Genomic DNA, 11,981 nt, shown 5'->3' on the forward strand with positions numbered 1-11,981 from the left:
TTCCACCCGTGACCGAATCATCCGCCCTCACCCTTGATGGGCTGTCCCTGCTGATGGTGTGGACGGCCATCGGCGTTTACGCGCTCGCCTTTGCGGCGTATGCCATCGACCTTGCCGTGCGCGTGTCTCGCGTCGAGGCGCCCGCTGCGGAACTCGTGACGGTCGGGGACGTGGCTCCACCGGTGGCGCCCCCGGCGGCCGCGGTGCAATTGCAAGTGCCGCCACGTGAGCGCGAACGTCTCGTATGGGCACGTATCGGAACCGCCCTCACCATTTTGGGATTCGCGCTGCAGCTGAGCGGGGATGTCCTCCGAGGCATCGCCGCAGCTCGTGTGCCGTGGGCGAACATGTACGAATTCGCACTCACCGGCACTCTTCTCATCGTCGGCGTGTTCCTTTTCGCCCTTCGGCGGTACGACCTGCGTTTCCTCGGCTCCTTCTTGCTTGGGATGGTCGTCCTTCTTCTGGGTGGTGCGACCTTGGGGTTCTACGTCGAGGTCACCCCTCTGATGGACCCGCTGCGTAGCGTGTGGCTTGTCATCCACGTCTTCGTGGCCTCCCTTGCGACTGCGCTGTTCGCCATCGCGTGCGGCCTGTCCGTGACGCAACTTCTGCAACACCGGCGTGAGAGTCGCCCCTCCGTCAACACGCGGCGGGGCCTGCTTCGAACCCTGCCCACCTCTGAAGATCTGGAAGCCCTGGCTTACCGGTTCGCCATCATTGGCTTCATCTTCTGGACCTTCACCCTGATTGCCGGCGCGATTTGGGCAAACGACTCCTGGGGACGCTTCTGGGGTTTTGATACCAAAGAGGTGTGGACTTTCATCATCTGGGTGCTGTACGCCGGGTACATCCACGCTCGTGCCACCCGTGGATGGCGCGGTAACCGTTCTGCGTGGCTGTCTATCGTGGGGTTCGCTGCGGTGCTGTTCAACTTCACCGCCGTGAACATGTTCTTCAAGGGTCTGCATGCCTATTCGGGGCTGAACTGATGCCTACTTCCGGCGCTAAGCTCGGGCACGCCCACTCGACGGTAAGGGTGGGGGCACCTGGCTCCACGCGGCTTCCGTCTCTGCAACCGCGCCGGTGGAACGTGTACCGCGTGATTGCGCTCATCATCCTCGTCGTCAGCGCAGTCGCTGCCTTGGTGTGCGCGCTCGCAGTCGGCGGTGGCGCTGCCCCCTTGCAACTGGCCGACGCCGGGCCCCTCGCACGGTGGGGGCTGCCAGTGTCAAAGCTCGTCGTGAACATGAGCGCCGCGGGAATGGGAGGGGCGCTCTTTGTCGCCTTGTTCTCGTTGCGCGTCGAACAGCGCGGGTTTGAATTGGCGTTGGATGTTGCTGCGCTATCTGCCGCCATCTTCACCGTGGCATCTGCTGCTACTGGCTTCTTCAGCTTCATGGTCATCTTCAACCCCGCTTTGAATGCCGGTCCCGAATTTGGGTCTCAGCTTGGCCGGTACCTCGTGCAGACCGAGGGGGGACGTGTGTGGTTGATGACGACCATCGCGGGTGCCATTCTCGCGGTGCTCACATTTGCGGTGCGTTCGTGGGGCGGGACAGCAACCGTGGCACTTCTCGCGCTGGCAGCGCTTGTCCCGATGGGAACACAAGGCCATTCAGGTGATGAGGCCTCTCACCAGCAAGCCACGACAGCCATCGTCATACACCTCATCGCCGCAGCGGTCTGGCTCGGTGGTCTGCTGCTGCTGGCGATCATTCGTTCCGTCACTTCCAAGAGTGAGATGGCGACAGTTCTGATGCGGTACTCCACCATCGCCGTTATTGCCTTCGCGCTCGTCGCGTTCTCGGGCACGGTTCGAGCCGCCATCGGCCTAGAAACTCTCGGTGCTCTCGCCTCCCCTTACGGCCTCATCCTCATCGTCAAGGTTGTAGCCCTCACCGCCATCGGTGTTCTGGGGGCGATCTACCGACTGCGTCTACTCCGAAGGATGCGCGCCAACCCCAGCGACGCCAAGACTTTCTGGCTGCTGTTGTGTGCGGAGTTGGGATTGATGGGGATGGCTAGTGGAGCGGCTGCCGCTCTCGCGAGAACACCGCCGCCGATTCTCCCCGAACCTGCAGGCGCGCTCACACCCGCTGAGGTACTCACCGGCGCTCCGCTACCTCCTGAGTGGACTATGTCGCGTTGGTTCACGGCGTGGAGCCCCGACCTGCTGTGGTTAGTTGCCGCCGTGCTCGGACTCATCTTCTACGTGAGCGCTGTGCTGCGGCTAAAGGCGCGTGGGTACCGATGGAACCCCTGGCGGGCGACCGCGTGGGTGGCAGGGACGCTCCTCTTGGTATGGGTCACTAGCGGAGCGTTGGGCGCTTACCGTAGCTACATCTACAGTGCGCACGTTCTTGGGATAGTCATTCTCCTTGTCGGGGTGGTGCCCCTTCTCGCAGCCGGGGCGCCAATCGAGCTCGCCCGCAAGGCAGCCCATCGCCGCGAAGACGGCAGCAGGGGAGGGTATGAATGGGCGCAGGTGCTCATGCATTCGCGAGGTGTGCGTTTCGCTTCGGCACCCGTGGTCGCTGTCCCGGCCACCGCGATGTTGATTTGGCTGCTTTTCAGTTCTGACCTCCTCCGTTGGACAGTAGGGGATCTCCTAGGGCGGCAAATGGCGACGGCAGCAACCCTCGTCGTGGGATCTCTGCTCGTGCGTGGCTTGATAGGTGGTGACGGGTCCAGCCGCCGGCCGACACAGATGAAGCTGCTGATGGTCGTCGGTTTAGCTGTGGCGATGGCGGTTGTATCTGTGTACATCTCTACTGCCGGTCTAGTAGCCGCCGACTGGTTCGGTGCGATGGGCCGCACCTGGGGTAGAGCACCAGCCGAAGACCAAGACTTCGGTGGAGTGGTGCTGGCTGCTGGCTCCGCGATCGCGGTCGTTCTGGGTGGGTGGGTGGTGTTCCTCTCCCGTGCGCGGTAGAACGACGTCCTAGATTCCTCATGCGGCGTGCGACAGAAGCCGCCATGGCTGATCTGAGGTGCTCTACCCGCTCAGCGGTGATGGTCGTCGTCGTGCTCCTCCTCGAGGAGCATCCCCACGGAGGTGGCGCAGGCGTCACCGCGCCATGCCTCGATACCCTCTCGGATTGCGAAGGCGGCGATGACGAGTCCGGCGATCGCATCGGCCCACCACCAGCCGAACAGGCTGTTGACAATGAGGCCGACGAGAACCGCGGCGGACAGGTAGGTGCAGATGAGGGTCTGCTTGGAGTCGGCCACAGCGGTTGCCGATCCCAGCTCGCGGCCCGCGCGTCGTTCCGCCAGCGAGAGGAATGGCATGATGACGACGCTGAGCGCGGTGAGCACGATTCCGACAGTGGAGTGCTGCACGTCGACCTGGCCCACGAGCGCGAGCACCGACGTCGCGGTGACGTAGGCGGCGAGGGCGAAGAACGCCACGGCGATGACGCGCAGCGTGCCCTTCTCCCACCGCTCGGGGTCGCGGCGGGTGAACTGCCAGGCCACGGCTGCCGCCGAGAGGACCTCGATCGTGGAGTCCAGGCCGAACCCGATCAGCGCAGCCGATGAGGCGACGGTGCCGGCGGTGATCGCGACGACGGCCTCAATGAGGTTGTAGGCGATCGTCGCGGTGACGATCCACTTGATGCGGCGTTGGAGAGTGTGCCGGCGGTCGTCTGTGGGGCGAGAGGTCGTGGTGGTCATGCGCAGGTGCAGCTTTCTCCGGCGCAGCAGCCCGGTTCGACATAGAGGACGACGCGTAGCAGCTCGTCCAAGGCGGGTGAGAGGTGAGAGTCAGCAAGCCGATACCAGGTGCGCCGCCCATCCGGCACAGCCTCCACGAGCCCGCACCCTCGAAGGCACGCGAGCTGGTTCGACATGACCTGTCGGGAGACGCCGAGAGCGTCCGCTAGGTCGGAGGGGTAGGCGGGTGCTTCCCGCAGTGCCAGCAGCACGCCCGCGCGCGTGGAGTCGGAGAGCGCGTGGCCGAGGCGCGCGAGCGCGGCGGTATGCGTCACGGTGGCAGTCGCAGTGGCTGTGGACACGTGTCGACAGTACAGGACTTGCTGAATAATCATCCCCGGTTGGGCGGCCCACTCCGGTGGACGCGCGCAGGGGGATGAATAGGAGTGTTGCGCTACATACCCTAGGGGGGTATGGTATCTAGGTGAACGGATACGAGGGCAACAAAGACGACCTCCAGAAGCGGCTGCGTCGCGTCGAGGGTCAGGTACGAGGGATCGCCCGAATGGTCGATGAAGACAAGTACTGCATCGACATCCTTACGCAGGTCTCCGCCGCGACGAAGGCTTTGGAGACGGTTGCTCTATCCCTGCTCGGGGATCACCTCCGCCACTGCGTCGCGGAGGCGAGCGCAGAGGGCGGCCAGGTTGCCGCAGAGAAGATTCGTGAGGCCAACGACGCGATTGCACGGCTCGTCCGTTCCTGATCCCGCACCAACCCCAGAGGAGCAAATCATGACCGACCGCATCGACCTCGGCCTGAAAGACACCAACGCCGGCTGCGCTTGCTGCGCCACGTCCGCAGCGACAGACGCACCCGCGTCCACCGCGGCGACGGTGACAGAAGACGTCCTGGTGACCGGAATGACATGCTCGCACTGCGTGTCGAGCGTCACGGAGGAGCTGACTGCGATCGACGGTGTCGAGAACGTCACGGTAGACCTCAACGCCGGCGGTACGTCGCGCGTCACCATCCACAGCTTGACCCCGATTGATGCTGCCGCAGTGCGGGCCGCGGTGGAGGAGGCCGGCTACACCCTGGCCGGCGCACCCGCATGAGCGCGGTCGACGTCGAACTCGATATTTCCGGGATGACATGCGCGTCGTGTGCGACCCGGATTGAACGCAAGCTGAACAAGCTTCCCGGTGTGGAAGCAACGGTGAACTACGCCACCGAAAAAGCACGTGTTCGCGGGAACGACGTCGACCCTGCCACCCTGATCGCCGCCGTCGAATCCGCGGGGTACCAGGCGGCTCTCCCCGCACCGCCACCGAGCGGTGATATCGATGAGAACACCCCAAACCGAGAGGACGGCGAGGTCGGGGCGCTACGGCGGCGTCTGCTGATTAGTGCCGCCCTGTCGCTGCCGGTGGCAGTGTTGTCGATGGTCCCGGCGTTGCAGTTCGAGTACTGGCAGTGGCTTGCCCTCACTCTCACCGCCCCGGTGGCGGTCTGGGGCGCGTGGCCGTTCCACCGGGCCGCGGCCGTCAACGCCCGACACGGCGCGGCGACCATGGACACCCTCATCAGCGTTGGCGTCATCGCCGCATTCGGGTGGTCCCTTTACGCGCTGTTCTTCGGTGGCGCAGGCGTGCCCGGCATGACGATGACGTTCACCCTCGTCGGTACCCCGCAGGCCGGGGGCCACGAAATCTATCTGGAAGTGGCCGCGCTGGTCACCGTCTTTATCCTGGCCGGGCGGTATGCCGAAGCGCGCGCGAGGAAATCATCGTCGGAGGCGTTACGGGCGCTGCTGGAGATGGGCGCGAAGCACGCCACGCAGCTCGTCGACGGCGCCGAACGGATGGTGCTGGTCGCGCAGCTGTCGGTCGGAGACACTGTGCTCGTTCGACCGGGGGAGAAGATTCCCTCCGACGGGCTGGTGATCGATGGTGCCTCCGCCGTCGATGCCAGCATGCTCACCGGAGAATCAGTCCCCGTCGAGGTGACGACTGGGTCGCGTGTCGTAGGAGCGACGGTGAATGTCGGCGGCCGCCTCACCGTAGAAATCACCCGGGTCGGCGCCGACACCGAGCTCGCGCGCATGCGCCGGCTGATGGAGGAAGCCCAAACCGGCAAGGCCAAGGTGCAACGCATCGCTGACCGGGTGTCGGCCGTGTTCGTCCCGATCGTCATCGGACTTGCCGCCGCCGCCTTCGTCGGCTGGATGATCGCTGGGGCATCGCTGGAACAAGCGTTCACCGCCGCGGTCGCGACACTAATCATCGCGTGCCCGTGCGCGCTTGGCCTCGCCACCCCCACCGCCCTCTTGGTGGGCACCGGCCGGGGCTCGCAGCTGGGAATCTTGATCCGTGGACCGCAGGTGCTGGAGCAGACCCGCACCGTCGACACCATCGTGCTCGACAAGACCGGCACCGTGACCACCGGCAAGATGACCGTCACCACCGTTCACCCCGCCCCTGGTGTCACCCGGGACGAGCTGCTGCGGGTCGCCGCTGCGGTCGAGGCGGGCTCCGAGCATCCCGTCGCCCGCGCGATCACCGCCACCGCGCCTGGTGCATATGCGGACAGCTTCGCCTCGCACGCCGGGTTCGGTGTGCAGGGGATCGTGGACGGCGCCGCGGTGGTCGCGGGCCGCGCCTCCTGGCTGGCCGAGCAGTGGGGCATCCGCCCACCGTCGGAGGCCGCAGCGGAGCTGAACACGCTCGCTCGTACCAGTACCGCAATCGCGGTCGGCCGCGACGGGCAGTACCTGGGCGCGATCGGCGTGGCGGACACGGTGAAGCCGACCAGCTCGACCGCCATCGCACTGTTCCGCGCACTCGGGCTGCGCCCGGTGCTCCTCACCGGCGACAACGACACCACGGCCGCACGGATTGGCGCTGAGGTCGGCATCTCCGACGTGCACGCCGGCGTCACCCCCGCCGGGAAGCTCGAAGTGATCCGCCGGCTCCAAAACGATGGCCACGTGGTCGCAATGGTCGGTGACGGCGTCAACGACGCCGCGGCCCTCGCCGCAGCCGACCTCGGCCTTGCGATGGGGGGCGGCACGGACGCGGCGATCGCCGCCAGTGACATCACGATCGTCTCCGGCGACCTGACCGTCGTGGCCGACGCGATCCGACTCTCCCGCCGCACCCTCCGCACCATCAAGAGCAATTTGTTCTGGGCCTTCGCCTACAACGTCGCCGCCATCCCGATCGCGATGGCCGGGCTGCTGAACCCGCTCGTCGCCGCGGCGGCCATGGCGCTGTCGTCGGTGTTCGTCGTGACCAACAGCCTCCGGCTGCGCCGGTTCCGCCCCGAGCCGGCACCCGTGCACATCGCCCGCACTCCCATGCCCCAACCGGCCTGAATCGTGCGCCGTGGCGGCGCACCCAGCGAAGGAGGCTCCCATGAGCCAGCACGAACATCACAACCACTCGGCCCGCACGAACCACCAGGGCCACAACGCTCCGGCGGCAACGGCAGTACACGACCACGCAGCGATGGGCCACCCGCACGGCACGGATGATCGGGCACCTGCGGCGGGGCACTCCGGGCACGGTCACGCCGACCACGGCGGTCACGCCGGTCACGGTGATCACGTCGCCCGGTTCCGGCGGCTGTTCTGGATCATGCTGGTTCTCGCGGTGCCGGTCGTGGCTTTCTCCAGCATGTTCTCGATGCTGATCGGCTACCCGCTGCCGGACGCGGCGTGGGTGGGATGGGTGTCCCCGATTCTCGGGACCGTCATGTATGTCTGGGGTGGCGCCCCGTTCCTTACCGGCGCCGTCAGCGAGCTGCGCGCCCGCAAGCCCGGCATGATGCTTCTCATTGCCCTCGCGATCACCGTCGCGTTCCTCGCGTCCTGGGGGGCAAGCCTCGGGCTGTTGCACCACGAGTTGGACTTCTGGTGGGAGCTGGCGCTGTTGGTCGTCATCATGCTTCTCGGGCACTGGATCGAGATGCGATCCCTCGCCCAGACCACCTCCGCCCTCGACTCCCTCGCCGCGCTCCTGCCCGACGAGGCCGAGAAGGTGGACGGGGACACCACCGTCACCGTCGCCCCCGCTGAGCTGCAGGTCGGTGACGTGGTTGTGGTCCGCCCCGGTGGGCGGGTTCCCGCGGACGGGCGGATCGTGCAGGGCTCGGCCAGCATGGACGAGTCGATGATCACCGGAGAATCCCGCCCCGTTCGCCGCGGCGACGGCGATCAGGTCGTCGCCGGCACGGTCGCCACCGACTCCGGAGTTCGCGTAGAAATCACCGCGGTCGGGCAGGACACCGCCCTCGCGGGCATCCAAAAGCTCGTCTCTGAGGCTCAAAACTCCTCCTCTCGCGCGCAGCGGCTCGCGGACCGTGCTGCGGGGTGGCTGTTCTGGTTCGCGCTCGGCGCGGCCGCGGTCACCGCTGTGGTGTGGTCCCTGGTGGGATTCCCCGACGAAGCGGTCATCCGCACCATCACCGTTCTGGTCATCGCCTGCCCGCACGCCTTGGGACTGGCGATCCCGCTCGTCGTGTCGATCGCCACGGAGCGTGCCGCGCGCGGCGGTGTTCTGATCAAGGACCGTCTCGCGCTGGAAAGCATGCGCACCGTCGACACGGTGCTGTTCGACAAGACCGGCACACTCACCAAGGGAACGCCGGCCGTCACCGCGATCGACCCTGCCGAAGGGGTCGATGCAGACGAACTGCTGGCTTTGGCCGCCGCCGCCGAGGCGGACTCTGAACACCCCCTTGCTCGGGCGATCGTGAACGCCGCGAAAGAGAAGCAGCTCACCGTGCCCTCCTCCAACGACTTTGAATCGTCACCGGCCGTCGGTGTCCGCGCGCAGGTCACCGGGCGCACCGTCCAGGTCGGCGGCCCCTACATGCTCGAGCAGGAGAAGGCCGCTGAGCGGTCGATCGCGAACGAGTGGCGCAAGGAGGGTGCGATCATCCTCCACGTTCTCATCGACGGGCAGGTGGCAGGAGCGCTGCGCCTGGCGGATGAGATCCGCCCTGAATCGCGCGCTGCGGTCGACGCGCTGCACCAGCGGGGCGTGCAGGTGGTCATGATCACCGGAGACGCCGAAGCGGTTGCCGCATCCGTCGCCGCCGACCTCGGCATCGACCGCTTCTTCGCCGGGGTCCGCCCCGAAGACAAGGCATCCAAGGTCAAGCAGCTTCAGAACGAATCCCGCAAGGTCGCCATGGTTGGTGACGGGGTGAACGACGCACCCGCCCTCGCGCAAGCCGATGTCGGTATCGCCATCGGCGCGGGCACCGATGTCGCCATCGCGTCCGCCGGGGTCATCCTCGCCAGCGACGACCCCCGCTCCGTGCTGTCCGTGATCGACCTGTCGCGGGCCAGCTATCGGAAGATGAAGCAGAACCTGTGGTGGGCCGCCGGATACAACCTCGTCTCCGTCCCCCTCGCCGCCGGAGTGCTCGCCCCTATCGGGTTCGTCCTCCCCATGTCCGTCGGAGCGATCCTGATGTCGCTGTCCACGATCGTCGTCGCGCTCAACGCGCAACTCCTGCGTCGGCTCGACCTCAGCCCGCAAGCCGTCGCCGCGAAGTAGTTTCCCCGCGCCCGCAACCCCCCGAATCGTCCCCGTCGCCCGCTCGTATCGTGGCAGGCGCCGGGGACGGTCCCCGGGAAAGGACCAGCGAACATGACTGCTATCGATCAGATGCTCACTACTCACCCCAAGGCCGCGTCCATTGAGGCCGCGGACGTACTCGCCCGCTGCATTGAGGCCTGCATCGAATGCGCGCAGACCTGCACCGCGTGTGCCGACGCGTGCCTGTCAGAAGACATGGTGGCCGAGCTGGTGACGTGCATCACCAAAAACGCCAACTGCGCCGACATCTGCACCGCGACCGGTGCGGTGCTTTCTCGACAGACGACGGTGGACGTCGAGGTGGTTCGCGCTGTTGTGGAGGCATGCCGCACCGCGTGCGCCGCGTGCGCGCAGGAATGCGAGCAGCACGCCGACATGCACGAGCACTGCCGGGTCTGCGCAGAGGCATGCCGCCGCTGCGAGCAGGCGTGCAACGACCTCCTCGCGGCGTTGTAACCCACCAGTTCCCGTCACCCACTCGCGGGCAAAGCGCGCGTTGGCCGTCAAGCGGCCCACCCGCCCTCGCCGGCGAAAGTTAGCCTAGAAACCGACCAGGAGGTGAAGATGTCGCTGATTACCCTCGCGCAGCATGTGCGTGGCCAGCGTGCATTCACCCGCACCCTGCTGATGGTGATCGCTGTAACCGGCGCCGTCATCGTGGGGCTCCTGGCAATGCACTCCCTCAACACCCACACCACCGCCTCCGGACATGGCGACACGGTGGCTGTCGCGGGAGAGGTATCGACCCATCACGATGCGTCGCCCCTCTCCGCCCAGCTGAACACGACCGCCGCCCACGACGACGGCTGCGGCGACTGTGGCGACGATCACGCCATGGCCTGGATGGCGTGCGTGTTGGCGCTGCTTGTCAGCGTGCTCGTGCTCGCACGTCACCGTATCGGGTGGCGCATTACCGTCCGAGACGACGTACTCCGCGCGGTACAGGCCCGGTGGCCCGCGCCCGCACAGATTGTCCCGCCACCTTCCCTCACGGTTCTCTGCATCAGTCGCACGTGATGACGCGTACGCCCGCCTTCCGCGCGGGCAACGCATCTTCCCGCACGACAACCGTCGTGCCTCATCACCGACCGATGGAGACAACCACCATGAAGACCCGCGCCGCGGCGACCGCCGCGTTCACTCTCGCCGCCCTGCTCACTCTCGCCGGATGCTCCGGCGGGACCACCTCGGGCGGCAGCATGCCCGGAATGGACCACGGCAGCAGCAGCAGTGCTGGCCCCGCGCAGTCCGCGGACGCCAACGAGGCGGACGTCATGTTCGCCAGCATGATGATCGAGCACCACACTCAAGCGATCGAGATGTCCGACACGCTCCTGTCGAAAGACGGCATCGACGAGCGCGTCACCGCCCTGGCGGAGCAGATCAAGGCCGCTCAAGAGCCTGAAATTGCGACCATGGAAGGGTGGCTCGAGGACTGGGGAGCCACCTCCTCCGACATGGGCGGCATGGACCACAGCGGCGGCGGCATGATGAGCGAGGACGACATGCAGGCCCTCGAGCAGGCCACCGGCACGGACGCCGCCCGACTGTTCCTTCAGCAGATGATCGAACACCACCGCGGCGCGATCGAGATGGCCCAGGAAGAGGCCAGCAACGGCCAGAACAGCGACGCCGTCGCCCTGGCCAACCAGATCGTCGAATCGCAGACGTCCGAAATCGCGACCATGGAGGAGCTTCTGGCAACTCTCTGATCACCCGGGTGGGGCGCGGAAAACCACCGCGCCCCACCACCCGATCAGACGAAACGCACCCCCAATGCAGCACCACCACACCAACCTCACCGCGCCGGGCTCCCGCACCCGCGCCTTGTCCTTGGTCACCCTCGTCCCCATGGTCGCGCTCGCTCTCGCAGGCTGCGCCGGTTCACCGTCCCTCACCGGTGACGACCACCCTGAGCAGCCGCTCACACACGTGCACGGCATCGTTGATGACCCCGCCACCGATGGGTTCCTTATCGGAACCCACGAGGGCATCTTCACCGTCACCCGTGACGGTGAGCTGGGCGCCCGCCTGGCGAAGACGGACTTCGACGCGATGGGCCTGACCGTCCTTGACGACACACTCGTGGCATCTGGCCACCCCGGTCGGACCACCCCGCCCGAGCTGGGAGCCCCCAACCTGGGCATCATCCGAAGCTCCGACAACGGGCAGAGCTGGCAACCCACCGCATTCACAGGCGAGAAAGACTTTCACGCCCTCGCCGCGGACCCCCGCGGAACGCTCTACGGCGTCGCCACCGACGCCAATGAAATGCTCACCAGCACAGACGGCGGTGTCTCCTGGCAGCCCACCGGGGCACCCGTCTACGCCATGTCGCTCGCCGTTGACGCAGCAGGGCGAGTGATGGCCTCCACCGCGGATGGTCTGCTGGTCAGCACCGACCGGGCTGCCACATTTCAGGCGTGGCCGGATGCTCCCCTTCTTGCCGGGCTCAGCGCCTCCCCGGACCACAACCGCGTGGTCGGTATCGGCACCCAGGGACGGATCTGGGCCACAACCGCGGGAGCGCAGAACTGGTTCGAAGTCGGAACGATCCACGGCACCGCCCAAGCCGTCACCATCACCAACAACGGCGACATCCTCGTCGTCGATGACAGCGGCCTGAGCCTCATCCCCTACCAGCAGTAACGCGCATCGCGGCGGGCACCGCCCTCCGCCACCCGCGAAGGGCCCGCACGAATACCCGTGCGGGCC

Annotated in this window: 12 protein-coding genes; 10 read left to right on the forward strand and 2 right to left on the reverse strand. The window is 66.6% G+C overall.

The window, feature by feature from the left end:
- Positions 1-8: 8 nt before the first annotated feature.
- Positions 9-992: a c-type cytochrome biogenesis protein CcsB gene (gene ccsB / locus AB1K56_RS18110; protein WP_256334329.1), complete on the forward strand. Its 984-nt coding sequence runs from the start codon at positions 9-11 to the stop codon at positions 990-992.
- Between the two features lie 110 nt (positions 993-1,102).
- Complete coding sequence (locus AB1K56_RS18115) at positions 1,103-2,935, forward strand: cytochrome c oxidase assembly protein (RefSeq protein WP_181373634.1); 1,833 nt, start codon at positions 1,103-1,105, stop codon at positions 2,933-2,935.
- 71 nt (positions 2,936-3,006) lie between these two features.
- Here AB1K56_RS18115 and AB1K56_RS18120 read toward each other — a convergent pair whose 3' ends face one another.
- Positions 3,007-3,678, reverse strand: coding sequence for a cation diffusion facilitator family transporter (locus tag AB1K56_RS18120; RefSeq protein ID WP_076677837.1), 672 nt, complete (start codon positions 3,676-3,678; stop codon positions 3,007-3,009).
- Positions 3,675-4,052 carry a helix-turn-helix transcriptional regulator gene (locus AB1K56_RS18125; protein ID WP_076677834.1) on the reverse strand — a complete coding sequence of 126 codons (378 nt, stop codon included), beginning with the start codon at positions 4,050-4,052 and terminating at the stop codon, positions 3,675-3,677. The genes AB1K56_RS18120 and AB1K56_RS18125 overlap by 4 nt, the downstream gene beginning before the upstream one ends.
- 89 nt (positions 4,053-4,141) lie before the next feature.
- Between AB1K56_RS18125 and AB1K56_RS18130 the strand changes: the two genes are divergently transcribed.
- The 8 genes from AB1K56_RS18130 (at position 4,142) to AB1K56_RS18165 (ending at position 11,915) form a co-directional block, all read left to right on the forward strand.
- Positions 4,142-4,423: a metal-sensitive transcriptional regulator gene (locus AB1K56_RS18130; protein ID WP_058233655.1), complete on the forward strand. Its 282-nt coding sequence runs from the start codon at positions 4,142-4,144 to the stop codon at positions 4,421-4,423.
- Between the two features lie 28 nt (positions 4,424-4,451).
- The gene (locus AB1K56_RS18135) at positions 4,452-4,775 is read left to right on the forward strand and encodes a cation transporter (RefSeq protein WP_058233654.1); all 324 of its coding nucleotides are present in this window, start codon (positions 4,452-4,454) and stop codon (positions 4,773-4,775) included.
- Complete coding sequence (locus AB1K56_RS18140) at positions 4,772-7,033, forward strand: heavy metal translocating P-type ATPase (protein WP_371206741.1); 2,262 nt, start codon at positions 4,772-4,774, stop codon at positions 7,031-7,033. The genes AB1K56_RS18135 and AB1K56_RS18140 overlap by 4 nt, the downstream gene beginning before the upstream one ends.
- A gap of 40 nt (positions 7,034-7,073) precedes the next feature.
- Positions 7,074-9,224: a heavy metal translocating P-type ATPase gene (locus AB1K56_RS18145; protein ID WP_371206742.1), complete on the forward strand. Its 2,151-nt coding sequence runs from the start codon at positions 7,074-7,076 to the stop codon at positions 9,222-9,224.
- 93 nt (positions 9,225-9,317) lie between these two features.
- Complete coding sequence (locus AB1K56_RS18150) at positions 9,318-9,722, forward strand: four-helix bundle copper-binding protein (RefSeq protein WP_108320501.1); 405 nt, start codon at positions 9,318-9,320, stop codon at positions 9,720-9,722.
- Between the two features lie 108 nt (positions 9,723-9,830).
- Positions 9,831-10,283, forward strand: coding sequence for a DUF6153 family protein (locus AB1K56_RS18155; RefSeq protein WP_108320502.1), 453 nt, complete (start codon positions 9,831-9,833; stop codon positions 10,281-10,283).
- Positions 10,284-10,372: 89 nt separating this feature from the next.
- Positions 10,373-10,978 (forward strand): DUF305 domain-containing protein, encoded by a 606-nt coding sequence (locus AB1K56_RS18160; protein ID WP_270354029.1) that lies wholly within the window; start codon positions 10,373-10,375, stop codon positions 10,976-10,978.
- 64 nt (positions 10,979-11,042) lie between these two features.
- Positions 11,043-11,915 (forward strand): F510_1955 family glycosylhydrolase, encoded by an 873-nt coding sequence (locus AB1K56_RS18165; protein ID WP_239277143.1) that lies wholly within the window; start codon positions 11,043-11,045, stop codon positions 11,913-11,915.
- The last annotated feature ends 66 nt before the right edge of the window (positions 11,916-11,981 follow it).

Source organism: Microbacterium sp. BWR-S6Y (assembly GCF_041379845.1).
In the GTDB taxonomy this organism is placed as follows: domain Bacteria; phylum Actinomycetota; class Actinomycetes; order Actinomycetales; family Microbacteriaceae; genus Microbacterium; species Microbacterium hydrothermale.